Genomic DNA, 15724 nt, shown 5'->3' with positions numbered 1-15724 from the left:
TATTAGCTCGTTGGTAATAAATTCTGTTTAAAATCATTCAGTAAGTCTTGAACAAACTGAATGCGTTTACGTCGGTCCACCAATGGTACGCTAAACTTGAACTTAGTTGGACCTTCCATTGCAAATTTTTGCGGCTGTGATTGCAGCAGTTTAACTAAATACGCTGGATTTATGTCAGCATCAGGGTAAAACTCGATAAATCCACCTTTATCATGGGCTTCTATCTTTTTCGCTTTTAAACTACCAGCCGAAATTTTCAATTCTGAGACGGCAAGTAAGTTCTTTGTTGCGTCTGGAAGCAAACCAAAGCGATCAATCAGTTCCACTTTTAGCTCTGATAGCTCATCACTGCTTGTGACACTCGCAATGCGTTTGTACATCGACAGTCGTGTGTTTACATCCGGAATGTAATCATCTGGTAAGAGCGCTGGGATTCGCATTTCCACTTCAGTTTGCTCACGAAGCAGCTCATCCAAAGATGGCTCCTTGCCTTCTTTTAATGCTTGCACTGCTTGTTCCAGCATTTCCATATAAAGTGTAAAACCAACGGATTGAATTTGCCCACTTTGCTCATCACCAAGCAGCTCACCAGCACCACGGATTTCTAAATCGTGGGTTGCTAACGTAAAGCCAGCACCTAAGTCTTCCAGTGAAGCAATCGCATCAAGACGCTTGATGGCATCTTTGGTCATGGTTTTTGGATGTGGCGTTAATAAGTAAGCATAGGCTTGATGGTGCGAACGTCCAACACGGCCACGCAATTGATGCAACTGCGCCAAGCCAAGATTGTCCGCACGATCCATGATTATGGTATTCGCCGTTGGTACGTCGATACCGGTTTCGATGATGGTTGTACACACCAACACATTAAAGCGCTGATGGTAGAAGTCATTCATGATTCGCTCAAGTTCGCGCTCGCGCATTTGACCATGAGCCACGGTAATGCGTGCCTCTGGGATGAGTTTCTGTAAGTCTTCTGCCGTTTTTTCAATGGTTTCAACCTGATTGTGCAGGAAGTAAACCTGACCACCACGCATAATTTCACGCAGTACCGCTTCACGGACCACTGGCTCTTCTTTTTGTCGAACAAAGGTTTTAATGGCTAAACGGCGTGCAGGAGGTGTCGCGATGATCGACAGGTCTCGCATGCCACTCATTGCCATATTCAGTGTGCGTGGAATTGGTGTTGCGGTGAGGGTAAGAATGTCCACATCCGCACGCATTGCTTTGACTTTTTCTTTTTGACGAACCCCGAAGCGGTGTTCCTCATCAACGATCAACAAACCTAAATCTTTGAATTTAATGTCGCTCGAAAGCAGCTTATGCGTACCAACGACAATGTCTACTTTACCATCGGCAACGTCTTGCAGAATGACTTTTTGTTCTTTGGCAGATTTAAAACGAGACAGTACTTCAACTCGGATTGGTAAGTTGGCAAAACGGTCACGGAAGTTTTCGAAATGCTGCTGAGCAAGCAAGGTTGTTGGTACGAGTACAGCGACCTGTTTACTGTTATCCGTTGCGACAAATGCTGCGCGCATAGCGACTTCCGTTTTACCAAAGCCCACGTCACCACATACTAAGCGATCCATTGCTTTTGCCTGGCACATGTCTGACAATACGGCATTGATGGCCATCGCTTGGTCATCTGTTTCTTCAAACGGGAATGTTGCTTTAAATGTTGCGTATTGCCCACGATCTAGCTCAAATTTGAAGCCCGGTTTTAATTCTCGTTTTGCATACACATCCAGCAATTCTGCCGCGACGTCACGCACTTTTTCTGCCGCTTTACGACGTGCTTTTGCCCACGCTTCACCACCTAATTTATGCAGTGGCGCACTCTCTTCAGCGCCGCCAGAATAACGGCTGATAAGATTCAGTGATGAAACTGGCACGTAGAGCTTGGCATCGTTTTGATACTCAAGGGTGACGTATTCCGTTTTCATACCACCGGCTTCAAGTGTTTGTAAACCGATGTAGCGGCCAATACCGTGATCAATATGAACCACAGGTTGGCCGGGTTTTAGTTCGGCAAGGTGGCGAATAACGGTGTCACTGTTGACGGCTTTTTTATCTTTGCGGCGTCGCTGGATAACACGGTCACCGAGTAGATCACTTTCACAGATCAGAGCGAAGTTCAGCTCTTCGTGAATGAAACCATGCTCTGCTGCGCCTAAGACCAAGCTGAATCGATCACCCGAGTCTAGAGCTTGGTAAAGTGAGCCATGTACAACTGGACGAACTTTGATGCCTTGCAACAGCTCCGTTAGTGCTTCACGACGACCTTCTGACTCTACCGAGAAAACGATTTTGCCGCTGAATTGCTCACTAAACTGACGAAGGCGCGAGAGCGGCTCTTTATTTTGTTGTTGAACGCCAAGCTCGGCTAACGATTGTACTGGTAGGTTTTGACGACCGGCACGCTTAACCACTTTATCTAGGCTCAATTGAGCGATAGGGAGCTGTTTTAGTTGACTGAAAAGTTCGTCTTTTTTCAACCAAAGCTGTTCAGGAGTCAAAAGAGGACGCAGCGGATCAACTTTTTTCTGGTCGTATCGATATTCGACATCGGTTAAGAAAGTATCGACCGCAGATTCGATATCACCATATGTGATGACTTGAGAGTCTTCTGGCAAATATTCAAATAAAGTCTCGGTATGGTCAAAAAACAGCGGCTGCCAATACTCAATACCAGCGGGCCACGTGCCTTTGGTCACTTGCATGTAGATTGATTCAGGCTCGCGGCGTGCGTCGAACTGGGTGCGCCAACGTGTACGGAAATCTTCAATCGCTTCTTTAGTGGTTGGGAACTCATGTGCAGGCAGCAATTGGATTTGCTGAATATCGTCGATAGAGCGTTGGTTCTCTGGATCAAACGTGCGAATGGTATCTATTTCATCATCAAAGAAGTCGATGCGGTACGGGTCATTGCTGCCCATAGGAAAGAGATCCAGAATAGACCCACGACTTGCATATTCACCTGGCCCAAATACTTGATCTACATGGCGGTAGCCTGAATTTTCAAGTTGTACACGTAACTTCTCTAGCGAGATTCGATCACCAGTTTTCACCATTAAAGTGTGTTGCAACAGAAAATTACGTGGCGATTGGCGTTGCAATACTGTACTGACCGGGACGATGGTTATGCCATCACGTTGACTTGGTAGTTGGTATAGGCGTGCGATACGTTCAGAGATGATTTCTTGATGCGGAGAAAAGTTATCGTAAGGCAGCGTTTCCCAGTCGGGGAACAGGCTTACCGTTTGGTCGGTGAATTGCTCAATCTCTGCCTGAAGCTTTAAAGCAATTTGCGGGTCAGGCACAACGAGTAGAGAGTGACTCGAATGCTGCTTGGCTAGCTCTGCAATGGCTAGAGGTAGAGCTGCGCCCGGCAAATTACCTAGCTGTTTTTTGTCGCCACGCTCTGAAGGGTTGGTGACGGAAAGAATCGTTGCTTTTGTCATAGGAATTATTTTTTATCTCGCTCCATCGAGCGCTGACGTAAAAGTTTTTGTTGTTGATACAGTGCCGCCTTTATCAGTAAATCTTGATCAGATTCTCGGAGCATCTTGTATCTAAGCGTGATAATGAAATCTTGCTCTGAAGCATCACATTCTTCTACTTGAGCGTAACAGTAAATCGCCGCAGCAGGGTGATCGAGGAACAGTTTAACACGAACGAGTTGTTGAGTAGTTAACGCTGTACCTGAGCGGAAACTGAGTTGACTAGCACCAAACTGCGTCGTTTGATAGCGAATGGAGGCGTCATCTTGTTGTGAAAGCATAAAGCTCAACAAGAGGTTAAGTTTCGCGTTTTGCGTATCAAGCAAGTTGATCACATGCTTTAACTCTTTGTTTTTCAGCTCTAGACGCGCGTTGTCTGCCAACATATCTAAGTGACTAAATTCACTGGCGACAATAAATGGTGCTGGAATTTCGGAGACAAATGTTTCTTCATCTGGCAAAGCAAAGTCCGCACTCAACGTTTCGACGTTGATGGTGAGGTTATGATGGACGGTAAAGTATTCTTGCTCTGTCATATAGTCGATCCTTTTGCCAGTGAGCGCTCCCTGTTCACTCAACAAACAAAGAGAAATAGGGCACTGATTATCGCTAACTGAATGAAGTTATCAAGTTTAGCCGATTTGTCCTTGAACTTTTTGCCTTAAATACAGACTTATTGCATGTCGTTGACAAATTTAGCGATTCTCTTGTCTTCTTAATGAGAAGAGTAAGGTAAGATAATCCGCTAAAGCTTTATATCAAAACAACCAGTTGGTTTGTCTTATATGTATCATCCTATCTCATTGTTTATTGGCTTAAGGTATCTTCGGGGACGCTCTGGAGATAGGTTCAGCCGATTTGTTTCTTATATGTCGACGGCGGGTATTACGATCGGTGTAATGGCGTTGGTGACGGTTCTTTCTGTGATGAACGGGTTTGAATCGCAGTTAAAAGAACGCATTTTAGGTGTGCTACCTCATGCCGTTGTTTCGCAACACGATGGAAAAACGCCTATGACCGAGTCTGCTCCTCCATTTGTTCAAGCGATGTCGAGTGAATCCCAGCCGGAGCCTATCGTTAGAGGAGAGGCTGTTATTCAGAGTTCTGCACAGCTGACGGCTGGTTACCTCATCGGTATTGAACCTAAGAAAGGCGATCCGATTAGCAACCATTTGATTGCCGGACGATTATCGTCACTTCAAGCAGGTGACTACAATGTATTTTTGGGTCACAGTTTGGCGCGTTCACTAAAGGTCTCAATCGGGGATAAAGTACGCTTGATGGTGACCAACGCGACGCAGTTTACCCCACTTGGTCGTATTCCTAGCCAGCGAAACTTCACTGTCTCAGGCATTTTCAATACGGGATCGGACGTTGATGGTCAATTAATGATTGTGAACATGACGGATGCATCTAAGCTGATGCGTTTCCCTAAAGACACGGTTTCTGGTTGGCGTGTCTTTTTCTCTGACCCATTTATGGTGACGGATTTTGCTGAACAACCCATGCCTGATGGATGGGAATGGAGTGATTGGCGCGAACAGCGTGGTGAGCTTTTCCAAGCGGTGAAAATGGAAAAGAACATGATGGGACTTATGCTAGGTCTAATTGTGGGTGTCGCTGCATTCAATATTATCTCCGCTTTAATCATGGTGGTAATGGAGAAGCAATCAGAAGTCGCAATATTGAAAACTCAAGGCATGACTCAATCTCAAGTGATGACCATTTTCATGGTGCAAGGTGCAAGCAGTGGTGTAATTGGCGCGATTGTTGGTGGCGCTGCGGGCGTGATCTTGTCACTTAATCTAAATGCGATTCTTGAATCTGCTGGTGTGGCGCTATTCAGCTTTGGTGGTCATCTACCCATCTTGATTGATTCACTGCAAATTCTTTTAGTGGTGGTATTGGCGATTGCTCTTAGCCTTGCTGCTACGCTTTATCCTTCTTATCGAGCATCTTCTGTTAAACCTGCTGAGGCACTTCGCTATGAATAAGCTATTAGAATGTCGTGATATTCGTAAAGTCTACCGAGAGGGTTCGTTAGATACGGAAGTGTTGAAAGGCGTAAGTTTCGATATCGACAAAGGGGAGTTGGTTTCTATTGTTGGCTCTTCTGGTTCGGGAAAAAGTACCTTATTGCATATTTTAGGTGCGTTAGATGACGCAACTCATGGTGAAGTTGATTTTCTAGGGCAAAACCTATCAGCTTTGAGCTCGAACAAACAGGCGGCATTACGCAACAAGCACCTTGGTTTTGTATACCAGTTTCATCACTTGTTGGCTGACTTTACTGCGCTTGAAAATGTGGCGATGCCACTGATGATTGGCGGTGCTAAAGTAGCGGATGCAAAACAGGCGGCTAAAGCGCTGTTAGATAAAGTTGGTTTGAGTCATCGGATGCAACATAGACCCTCCGAGTTATCGGGCGGTGAGCGTCAGCGTGTTGCGATTGCGCGTGCATTGGTGAATAAACCTGATCTGGTCTTGGCTGATGAACCTACGGGGAACTTAGATCACAATACGGCACTGTCTATCTATGATTTGATGCGCGAGCTCAATAAAGAGTCAAACATTGCATTTTTGGTTGTCACGCATGACAAAGAGCTGGCAGCAAAAATGGATCGTCAAATGCACATGCAAGATGGTTTGCTCGTAGATCGTTTTGTGACTGATACAGCATCTGCGGAGGGCTAGTTTTGTTTACCTCTTTAGCTTTGATGATTGGTGGTCGCTTCAGTCGAGCGAAAAAGCGCAACAAGATGGTGTCTTTCATATCGCTTTCTTCGACCATTGGTATTGCGGTTGGCGTTGCTGTGATCATTATCGGTTTGTCTGCAATGAATGGCTTTGAGCGCGAGCTGCAATCGCGTGTGTTGTCTGTGATCCCACACGGCGAGTTAGAAGGTGTTAATGGACCACTTCATGACTACACCAAAACGATGAATCAAGCTCTAAAACATGAACATGTTGTTGCGGCAGCACCGTACGTTCGTTTTACGGGCTTGGCAGAAAAAGGCAGTAAGCTAAAAGCGATAGAAGTTCGTGGCGTAGAGCCTACTTTCGAGCAAGCGGTGTCGAGCTTATCGAATTTTATTGACCAAGAAGCTTGGCAAAACTTTTATGCCGGTCAGCAGCAAGTGATCTTAGGCCGAGGTGTAGCAAACGAGCTAAATGTCGCCGTGGGGGATTACGTTACGTTGATGATTCCGCAAACAGGCGGCGCAAATAAAGTGCAGGCTCCTAAGCGTGTGCGCGTGAAGGTGTCAGGGTTCTTAACGTTGAATGGCCAAATCGACCACTCTCTAGCGTTAGTACCATTAGCGGATGCTAAGCAATACGCGAGATTAGGGGAAGGGGTCACTGGCATTTCACTAAAAACTGACGATGTTCTCAATGCGCCTTCTATTGTTCGCGAGGTTGGTAGCATGGTTGATGTTTATGTGTATTTGAAAAGCTGGCAGCAAAAGTTTGGTTTTTTGTATCGCGATATTCAGCTCGTGCGCACCATTATGTACTTGGTGATGGTACTGGTGATTGGCGTGGCATGTTTTAATATTGTGTCTACGTTGATGATGGCAGTGAAAGACCGAGCGGCGGAAATTGCAATTTTGCGAACAATGGGAGCAAAAGATAGCCTAATCAAACGGATCTTTGTTTGGCAAGGTGTATTCTCTGGTGTATTTGGCAGTCTCGTCGGCAGTGTTATCGGTGTCTTAGTGGCGTTAAACCTGACTCCGTTAATTAAAGGGTTAGAGAGCTTAATTGGTCATCAGTTTTTATCGGGTGATATTTACTTTGTTGACTTCTTACCATCACAACTACACTGGCCAGATGTGGCATTGGTGTCAGTGACGGCGATAGTGCTTAGTTTACTTGCGACGTGGTATCCTGCTTCTCGTGCCGCAAGGTTGAATCCGGCGGCTGTACTGAGTTCTAAATAGCTGATTGTTTTACAATATGCGAAAAACAAAAAGGACCGAATTCGGTCCTTTTTTGTATTTATCCGACTTGAGTAACATCGCGTTTCATTCTAACTGTTAGATGCCCCTCAACTGATAGCTCAAATGCTGATTTTTACGCAGTAAGGTCTTATCTTATTTTGCGTTTTTGCCAGCTCCGTACCACGGAGTAGCGCCAAAGCCCTCGAATTCCGAAGTAGCCAATAATCGCGGATACAACCCCACAAATTGCGCAGCCCAATAGAAATGGAGGTCCAATGGTGCTCATTTGCTGCATGATGAATTCCCACGATAGTTCAAAGTGAAAAGGTTGCGGGGGAAGACGCATCACTAGAGCACCTAGCTTGTACGCAAAGTAAAATAGCACAGGCATAGTGATAGGATTGCTGATCCATACCAAAGCGACGGAGAGGGGCAGATTGACACCCAACATAATGGCCAAACCAGCGGCCATGATCATTTGGCTCGGCAGCGGAACAAAAGCCATAAATAACCCGACAGCAAAAGCCCCTGATGCCGAGCGGCGGTTTAAGCACCACAAGTTTGGGTTGTACAACACATTGCCGAAGACCTTCAATGCTTTTTGGCGTTTGATCAATTCATGATCTGGCATGAAGCGTTTTATCAGCTTTCTAGGCATAGGACAGCATGACTCTCTCAGAAAAAAGTTGGACCTTGGCGTTATTTGTAGCGAGCGTAATCTCGTCAGCTTGGTGGCCGACAATACCAGATTGGCGTTGGTTGCTGCTGGGAATAATAACCACTGGCTCAATAATCAAATTACGTCGTGGCTTAATTAGCATAGGCGCAATTGCGGGCTTTATGGTTGTCATCGTCCACGGCAATGTATTGGAGTCTCAGAGACAAGCCCTTTTTCAAGCAGGGGAGAATATTACCATAATTGGTAAAGTTGACAGCCCTTTTACGCAAATAAGTCACGGTTATGAAGGTATTGTCGCTATAGAAGCGGTAAATTCTCAAACTCTGTTACCTTTTCTTAAACCTAAAATCCGTCTTATTACGCCTTTTCCACTCGATGTTAACAGTGAGTTTACGACATCCATCTCGTTAAAGCCGATTACAGGTCTACGCAACGAAGCTGGCTTTGATGCTGAAAAGCACGCGATGGGTAAAAATATTATCGCCCGAGCGGTTGTTAACAAAGACGCTCAGTGGATTGTTCGTTCTAATGTATCTCTGCGTCAATCCATTATTGCCGATGTCGCTGATGATGTGTCTTCCCTTCATCATTTCTCGTTAATAAGTGCGTTAGTTTTTGCTGATCGTTCTTGGTTGTCTAAGGAAGATTGGCAAGCGCTCAGGGACAGTGGTTTACTGCATTTGGTCTCCATTTCTGGTTTACATATTGGTATGGCGTTTACTTTTGGGCTAGTCGTGGGCGGTACCGTTCGTTATCTATTACCCCAATACCAGTTGCTACCTAGCTTATATGGGCTGATCTTCGCTGTTGCCTACGCTTGGTTAGCGGATTTCTCTCTGCCTACTACGCGAGCAGTGTCGGTATGCGTTGTTTACGTTCTCCTGAAGTATACTCTGGTGCACTGGACTTCTTGGCGAGTTCTTTTGCTTGCAGTATCTCTACAACTGCTTGTCCAACCTTTTGCATCCTACAGTATGAGCTTTTGGTTATCGTACCTCTCCGTTTGTGCGGTATTGTTCGCAATTAATTTGATTCGACATCAAAGGGGAGGTTGGAAAGCGCGATTAAAAGCGTTATTGCTTACTCAATTGATGTTGAGCGCTTTAATTGTACCTGTTAGTGGCCATTTCTTCTCCGGTTTTAGTTTGTCCTCAATAGCCTACAACTTGGTATTTATTCCTTGGTTCGGATTTATCGTTGTACCTTTGATGTTTCTAGCCCTGTTCTCATCTTTGTTTCTTGAAATGATAGCGAAGCCTCTGTGGCATTTGGTGGACTGGTCATTACAGCCATTGAGCACGTCAATACAGTACGCAGTAGGTTCTTGGCAACCCATTAGCATGGAAATGACAATGCTGGTTATGGTGATAGTGGTTTGCTTAATATTTCAACGGTTCATGTCTCAGTACGCGTGGTATTTGTTACTCGGCATCGTTATTAGTATCAAGTTTGCAGCGGAGTATGAACCGCATTGGCGTATCGATGTATTAGATGTAGGTCATGGCCTTGCAGTGGTTGTAGAAAAAGACGACAAGGTGTTGCTGTATGACACTGGTAAAGCATGGCAAAGCGGCAGTATCGCAGAGCAGGTCGTCACTCCGGTTTTGCATCAACGAGGTTATGAAAGCATAGATACACTGATTCTAAGCCATTCCGATAATGATCACGCAGGCGGCCGCTTTTTCATTGAAGATGCCTTTTCTCCACAGCGTAAACTTAGTAGTCAATTCTTTATCGAATATGAGCCTTGCACTAGAGGCGACCAATGGAAATGGCAAGGATTAAACATGGAAGTGCTCTGGCCTCCTGCACTTGTTCAACGTGCGTATAATCCGCACTCCTGTGTATTACGACTTACTGACCCTATTTCTAACTTTAGTATGCTTTTTACTGGTGATATTGAGGCCATTAGCGAGTGGATTTTGCTTAGAGAACCCGGAAAGTTACAAAGCGATGTGATGCTAGTCCCTCACCACGGGAGTAAAAGTTCATCGAATCCTCGATTTATCGAGGCGGTGAGCCCGAGTGTGGCGGTTGCTTCTTTAGCAAAAAACAATCGATGGGGAATGCCAGCGGAAAGTGTCGTTGCTTCATACCGAAAACTTGGCGTCACTTGGCTTGATACTGGTGAGGGTGGTCAGGTAAGCTTCTTTATTCACCGTGATAATTGGCGCTCAGAAACCAAACGTAGCGATACATTTGAGCCTTGGTATAGGCAGATGCTGCGTAAGGGAGTAGAATGAGAGTCTTAATGTAAGAAAATAAAGCACTTCTATGTCGATAAATACTGATGAAACGACTTGGCAGACGTTTAAGCGTCTATGGCAATTTATTCGCCTTTATAAGTCAGGTCTTGTCGTTGCAGTCATTGCATTAGTTATTAATGCCATATCAGATACCTATATGATTTCCCTGCTAAAACCACTACTCGATGAAGGTTTTGGGAACGCTGAATCTGATTTTTTACGCACGCTTCCATTGATTATTTTTGCCATGATGTTCATCCGTGGCATAAGTGGATTTGTCTCCACCTACTGTTTGAGCTGGGTATCTGGCAACGTAGTTATGCAAGTCCGTCGCATGGTGTTCAATCACTTTATGCATATGCCAGTGTCTTACTTTGATAAGGAAAAGACGGGCAATTTATTGTCGCGTATAACCTACGACTCAGAGCAAGTGTCAGCGGCAACTAGCCAAGCGTTGGTGAGCATTGTCCGTGAAGGCGCAAGTATCATTGGTCTGTTAGTCTTGATGTTTTACAACAGCTGGCAATTGTCGCTAGTGCTGTTTGCTGTTGCTCCCGTTGTGGCATGGGGTATTGGTGTTGTTTCTAAACGTTTTAGAAAAATATCCAAAAATATGCAGACCATGATGGGTAACGTAACTGCATCAGCAGAGCAGATGCTGAAAGGCCATAAAGTTGTGTTGAGCTATGGCGGCCAAGACATCGAACGTAAACGATTTGAAAAAGTCAGCAACCAAATGCGTCAACAAAGCATGAAGTTGGTGACGGCTCAAGCGGCGGCTAACCCTATCATCCAAATGATTGCATCACTTGCAATTGTTGCCGTTCTTTATTTAGCAAGTATTGATTCGATTAAAGAGCAACTGACTCCAGGTACATTTACTGTTGTGTTCTCTGCAATGTTTGGTCTGATGCGCCCACTTAAAGCGCTGACTAACGTTACTTCTCAGTTCCAACGTGGTATGGCCGCGAGCCAAACGCTCTTCGCGTTAATTGACCTCGAGCCTGAGAAAAACGAAGGTAAGTTGACAGTTGAACGCGCAAATGGCGATGTTTCAGTTAAAAACGTAAGCTTTACTTACACTGGTGCAGAAAAACCAGCATTGGAAAATGTCAGCTTCGATATTCCAAGAGGAAAAACGGTGGCGCTAGTTGGCCGTTCTGGCTCAGGTAAAAGTACCATCGCGAACTTGTTCAACCGCTTCTATGATGTTGACAGTGGTTCTATCACATTAGATGGGCATGATATTCGTGATTACGAGCTAAAGAATTTACGTCAGCAATTTGCACTAGTATCGCAAAATGTTCATTTGTTTAATGACACGATAGCAAACAATATTGCGTACGCAACGGATGGCCAATATGAGCGCAGTGATATCGAGAAAGCGGCAACACTCGCGCATGCGATGGAGTTCATCGGCAAAATGGATGATGGACTTGATACAATGATTGGTGAAAATGGTGCTAGCTTGTCTGGTGGTCAACGCCAACGTGTTGCGATTGCGCGAGCTCTATTGCGTGATGCTCCAGTGCTGATTCTTGATGAGGCAACTTCGGCTTTGGATACCGAATCCGAGCGAGCTATTCAAGCTGCACTTGATGAGCTGCAAAAAGACAAAACGGTACTTGTAATAGCGCACCGCTTATCCACAATCGAGAAAGCCGATGAAATTCTTGTGGTTGATGATGGTGCCATCATTGAACGTGGCAACCACGCTGAGCTTATTGAGAAAAATGGTGCGTATGCACAATTGCACCGTATTCAGTTTGGTGAATAAGCGCGGTGATTGAAAAAATCTGGTTTGAAAACCATCCAATAAAATACCTCTTGTGGCCGCTTTTGTGGCCACTGAGTTTATTATTTGGAGCGATAAGCAAGTCAAAGCGAAAGCAATACCAAACTGGCCGCAAGCAAGCTTATAATGCGCCTATACCTGTTGTTGTGGTTGGCAATATCACTGCTGGTGGCAATGGTAAAACACCAGTTGTTGTGTGGCTTGTTGAGCAACTACAGCAAATGGGCTTTAAGCCGGGGGTTGTTTCTCGTGGTTATGGGGCAAAGGCTCCTGCCTATCCGTTAGTGCTAAAAGAAGATACGCCAGCGAAGCATTGTGGCGATGAACCTAAGTTGATTCATCGCCGTACAGGAGCACCTGTTGCGGTAGATCCTGTGCGTTCAAATGCAGTGAAAGCACTGCTAGATTTGGATGTGGATATCATAATTACGGATGATGGATTACAACATTATGCGTTAGGCCGTGATATAGAGTTAGTGATTGTGGATGGGAATCGCCGGTTTGGGAATGAAAGCCTGATTCCATTAGGTCCTTTACGTGAAGGTATTGAGCGACTTAAAGAAGTCGACTTTATCATCACCAATGGCGGTCAAGCGCATACGGGCGAAATCGCAATGGCTTTAGCACCCTCTAAAGCTATTAATCTTAAGACTAAGCAACATGTGGATGTCTCGGAGTTGAAAGATCTCGTCGCATTTGCGGGCATTGGGCATCCTCCGCGTTTTTTTCATACACTAAACTCGATGAACGCAGATGTTAAAGTCACAAAAGGTTTTGCTGACCATCAAGACTTTGATCAACAAGAATTAGAAGCATTGGCTCAACAAGGGACCAATGTGATTATGACCGAGAAAGATGCCGTCAAGTGCAGCCATTATGCGCAAGATAATTGGTGGTATCTGCCTGTATCTGCCCAGTTTGAATCAAACGATGCAGAGCAAATTTTAAATAGAATAAAAGAGGTTAAAGCGGCTTATGGATCACCGTCTACTTGAGATTGTAGCTTGCCCTGTTTGCAAAGGTAAGCTGACGTACGATAAAGATAATCAAGAGTTGATCTGCAAATTGGATCGCCTTGCTTACCCGATCAAAGAGGGTATTCCAGTTCTGCTAGAGCCTGAAGCTCGCACTATGAGCATGGATGAGGGACGCTAATGTCTTTTACGGTTGTCATCCCTTCGCGCTACGCATCGAGCCGTTTGCCTGGTAAACCGCTAGCGGATATTGGTGGTAAGCCTATGGTTCAGTGGGTTTATGAACAAGCGCTACAAGCGGGTGCGGAAGATGTCATCGTTGCAACTGATGACGAGCGTGTTGCGAAAGCGGTTTCGTCATTTGGTGGTAAAGTTTGTATGACCTCTCCCCACCACGAATCAGGTACGGAGCGTCTTGCCGAAGTTGTTGAAAAGATGGCTATTCCGTCAGACCACATTATTGTTAATGTGCAAGGGGATGAGCCTTTGATTCCGCCGTCCATCATTCGTCAGGTTGCTGATAACTTATCTGGGTGTGAAGCCCCGATGGCGACGTTAGCTGTAGAAATAGACTCGGAAGAGGAAGTGTTCAACCCGAACGCTGTTAAAGTTGTCGCAGATGAGCAAGGCTATGCGTTGTACTTTAGTCGAGCAACCATCCCTTGGGATCGCGATAACTTTGCTAAACAAGACAAAATTATTGCCAACCCATTAATGCGTCATATTGGTATTTATGCTTATCGAGCTGGTTTCATTAATACGTATGTCAACTGGGCACCAAGTGCATTAGAGCAGATTGAGTGTCTTGAGCAACTGCGAGTGCTTTGGTACGGTGAAAAAATTCATGTGGCGGTAGCGAAAGAAGCACCAGCGGCAGGGGTTGATACGCCCGAAGACCTAGAAGCCGTGCGCGCGATTGTTGCAAAGCAAGCGTAACAAATGCTCATATAGATTTAAGAATAAACAAGGCTCCTGAATTAGGAGCCTTTTTGTTTTACTTGTATCGCGGTATTAGTTAAATGTTAGTGTCGTATTGGTTCCGTTTAGGGCAGGTTGCTAACACTTCTCGGTGACCGGTGTCTTTCACTTCTTGGAGAATGACATCAAAGCCCCATAATCGGTACACGTGCTTTAGAACTTCTTCGTAACTATCATCAAGTGGGATGCGGTTGTGAGGAACGTACTGCAACGTAAGCGATCTATCACCACGGACATCGACATTAAACACCTGAATGTTTGGCTCAAGATTAGATAAGTTATACTGAGCAGCTAAGGTTTCTCTAATGCGTTTATAACCCATCTCATCGTGTATCGCAGCGACTTCAATAAAGTTCTTATGATCATCATCGTTGATCGCAAACAGCTTGAAATCACGCATTAATTTCGGAGAAAGGTATTGGCTAATAAAGCTTTCATCTTTGAAATTATGCATCGCGAAATGCACTGCATCTAACCAGTCGGTTCCTGCTAGGTCTGGAAACCACTCTTTGTCCTCATCAGTTGGTTCTTCACAGATACGCTTAATATCTCGGAACATGGCAAAGCCTAACGCGTAGGGGTTAATGCCATTAAAGTAAGGACTGTTATAAGGCGGCTGAGCCACGACACTGGTGTGGCTATGTAAGAACTCTAGAATGAATTTTTCAGACACCAAGCCCTCATCATAAAGATGGTTGAGTATGGTGTAGTGCCAGAACGTTGCCCAGCCCTCATTCATAACTTGCGTTTGTTTTTGCGGATAAAAATACTGACTGATCTTACGGACGATCCGAACAACTTCACGTTGCCACGGCTCTAGCAACGGCGCATGTTTTTCGAAGAAGTAGAGCAAGTTTTCCTGAGGCTCGCTTGGGAATCGCTCTTTAATGTCTTCCTCTTTCGTCTTGGCTGTCGGTACCGTGCGCCAAAGCTCATTAACTTGAGATTGTAGGTATGCTTCGCGTTCTTCTTGTCTTGCTTTTTCCTCTGTAATTGAGATTTTCTCTGGACGCTTGTAGCGGTCTACACCAAAGTTCATTAACGCGTGACAAGAGTCGAGCAGTTTTTCCACTTCTTTTACGCCATATCGTTCTTCACACTCGGCTAAATACTTTTTGGCGAACAGCAGATAGTCGATAATAGAGCTGGCGTCAGTCCACGTTTGGAATAGGTAATTACCTTTGAAAAAAGAGTTATGGCCGTAACACGCGTGCGCTATAACGAGTGCTTGCATTGTTACCGTATTTTCTTCCATCAAATAAGCAATACAAGGGTCGGAGTTAATCACAATCTCGTAGGCTAACCCCATTTGACCATGTTTATAGTTCTGCTCTGTTTGAATGAATTTTTTACCAAATGACCAGTGGTTGTAATTGATTGGCATGCCGATACTTGAGTAGGCATCCATCATCTGTTCTGAAGTAATCACTTCTATTTGGTTAGGGTAAGTGTCTAGGCGATAATGCTCCGCGACACGCTTAATTTCTTTGTGGTATCGCTCTAACAGCTCAAATGTCCAATCTGGTCCATCTGGCAACACTTTACTGTTACGCTTCTTAGGCGCCTCTCCTGAGAGGTTTCTCGTTGCGGTATTCATCGCTAGCCTCC

12 protein-coding genes are annotated in these 15724 nt (G+C 45.1%); 8 read left to right on the top strand and 4 right to left on the bottom strand.

Translation table 11 applies throughout. The features are described 5' to 3' along the window. Positions 1-2: 2 nt before the first annotated feature. Both mfd and KI742_RS11625 read right to left on the bottom strand, forming a co-directional pair. The gene (gene mfd, locus KI742_RS11630) at positions 3-3464 is read right to left on the bottom strand and encodes a transcription-repair coupling factor (RefSeq protein ID WP_285386156.1); all 3462 of its coding nucleotides are present in this window, start codon (positions 3462-3464) and stop codon (positions 3-5) included. A 5-nt stretch (positions 3465-3469) separates the two neighbouring features. After that, the gene (locus KI742_RS11625) at positions 3470-4039 is read right to left on the bottom strand and encodes a hypothetical protein (RefSeq protein ID WP_005387829.1); all 570 of its coding nucleotides are present in this window, start codon (positions 4037-4039) and stop codon (positions 3470-3472) included. 249 nt (positions 4040-4288) lie between these two features. Here KI742_RS11625 and lolC point away from each other — a divergent pair, with 249 nt between their 5' ends. The 3 genes from lolC to lolE are packed head-to-tail and all read left to right on the top strand — an operon-like array spanning position 4289 to position 7444. After that, on the top strand, positions 4289-5497 hold the full coding sequence (lolC, locus tag KI742_RS11620; RefSeq protein WP_005387832.1) for a lipoprotein-releasing ABC transporter permease subunit LolC: 1209 nt from the start codon (positions 4289-4291) through the stop codon (positions 5495-5497). Continuing rightward, complete coding sequence (gene lolD, locus KI742_RS11615) at positions 5490-6197, top strand: lipoprotein-releasing ABC transporter ATP-binding protein LolD (RefSeq protein WP_005378457.1); 708 nt, start codon at positions 5490-5492, stop codon at positions 6195-6197. Before lolC ends, lolD begins: the two co-directional genes overlap by 8 nt. A 2-nt stretch (positions 6198-6199) precedes the next feature. After that, a complete protein-coding gene (lolE, locus tag KI742_RS11610) occupies positions 6200-7444 on the top strand; it encodes a lipoprotein-releasing ABC transporter permease subunit LolE (protein ID WP_031781151.1) in 1245 nt (414 codons plus the stop codon). 148 nt (positions 7445-7592) lie between these two features. Here the strand turns inward: lolE and KI742_RS11605 are convergent, their stop codons facing one another. After that, positions 7593-8102 (bottom strand): DUF2062 domain-containing protein, encoded by a 510-nt coding sequence (locus KI742_RS11605; RefSeq protein ID WP_005387834.1) that lies wholly within the window; start codon positions 8100-8102, stop codon positions 7593-7595. An 8-nt stretch (positions 8103-8110) separates the two neighbouring features. On the opposite strand from KI742_RS11605, the gene KI742_RS11600 reads away from it, so the two are divergent. From KI742_RS11600 to kdsB, 5 genes are read left to right on the top strand one after another with little or no spacing between them, the layout of a single operon-like run. After that, positions 8111-10366 (top strand): DNA internalization-related competence protein ComEC/Rec2, encoded by a 2256-nt coding sequence (locus KI742_RS11600; protein ID WP_115385843.1) that lies wholly within the window; start codon positions 8111-8113, stop codon positions 10364-10366. A 31-nt stretch (positions 10367-10397) separates the two neighbouring features. Further along, a complete protein-coding gene (gene msbA / locus KI742_RS11595) occupies positions 10398-12146 on the top strand; it encodes a lipid A ABC transporter ATP-binding protein/permease MsbA (RefSeq protein ID WP_042522131.1) in 1749 nt (582 codons plus the stop codon). Positions 12147-12151: 5 nt separating this feature from the next. Then, complete coding sequence (lpxK, locus tag KI742_RS11590; protein WP_053303249.1) at positions 12152-13159, top strand: tetraacyldisaccharide 4'-kinase; 1008 nt, start codon at positions 12152-12154, stop codon at positions 13157-13159. After that, complete coding sequence (locus KI742_RS11585; RefSeq protein ID WP_005378451.1) at positions 13140-13319, top strand: Trm112 family protein; 180 nt, start codon at positions 13140-13142, stop codon at positions 13317-13319. The genes lpxK and KI742_RS11585 overlap by 20 nt, the downstream gene beginning before the upstream one ends. After that, the gene (gene kdsB / locus KI742_RS11580; protein ID WP_171344554.1) at positions 13319-14074 is read left to right on the top strand and encodes a 3-deoxy-manno-octulosonate cytidylyltransferase; all 756 of its coding nucleotides are present in this window, start codon (positions 13319-13321) and stop codon (positions 14072-14074) included. The genes KI742_RS11585 and kdsB overlap by 1 nt, the downstream gene beginning before the upstream one ends. A gap of 79 nt (positions 14075-14153) precedes the next feature. On the opposite strand, the gene KI742_RS11575 is transcribed toward kdsB, so the two are convergent. Next, positions 14154-15713: a SpoVR family protein gene (locus KI742_RS11575; protein WP_005378449.1), complete on the bottom strand. Its 1560-nt coding sequence runs from the start codon at positions 15711-15713 to the stop codon at positions 14154-14156. Positions 15714-15724 lie beyond the last annotated feature (11 nt).

Source organism: Vibrio sp. D417a (genome assembly GCF_030248595.1).
Taxonomy (GTDB): domain Bacteria; phylum Pseudomonadota; class Gammaproteobacteria; order Enterobacterales; family Vibrionaceae; genus Vibrio; species Vibrio alginolyticus.
Note: the sequence above shows the minus strand (reverse complement) of the source record. Positions and strands in the feature narration are given on the sequence as shown.

Bases quoted from the DNA above. Each gene is read 5' to 3' on its own strand.
- mfd (WP_285386156.1), bottom strand. From the start codon at position 3,464: ATGACAAAAGCAACGATTCTTTCCGTCACCAACCCTTCAGAGCGTGGC.
- KI742_RS11625 (WP_005387829.1), bottom strand. From the start codon at position 4,039: ATGACAGAGCAAGAATACTTTACCGTCCATCATAACCTCACCATCAAC.
- lolC (WP_005387832.1), top strand. From the start codon at position 4,289: ATGTATCATCCTATCTCATTGTTTATTGGCTTAAGGTATCTTCGGGGA.
- lolD (WP_005378457.1), top strand. From the start codon at position 5,490: ATGAATAAGCTATTAGAATGTCGTGATATTCGTAAAGTCTACCGAGAG.
- KI742_RS11605 (WP_005387834.1), bottom strand. From the start codon at position 8,102: ATGCCTAGAAAGCTGATAAAACGCTTCATGCCAGATCATGAATTGATC.
- KI742_RS11600 (WP_115385843.1), top strand. From the start codon at position 8,111: ATGACTCTCTCAGAAAAAAGTTGGACCTTGGCGTTATTTGTAGCGAGC.
- msbA (WP_042522131.1), top strand. From the start codon at position 10,398: ATGTCGATAAATACTGATGAAACGACTTGGCAGACGTTTAAGCGTCTA.
- KI742_RS11585 (WP_005378451.1), top strand. From the start codon at position 13,140: ATGGATCACCGTCTACTTGAGATTGTAGCTTGCCCTGTTTGCAAAGGT.
- kdsB (WP_171344554.1), top strand. From the start codon at position 13,319: ATGTCTTTTACGGTTGTCATCCCTTCGCGCTACGCATCGAGCCGTTTG.
- KI742_RS11575 (WP_005378449.1), bottom strand. From the start codon at position 15,713: ATGAATACCGCAACGAGAAACCTCTCAGGAGAGGCGCCTAAGAAGCGT.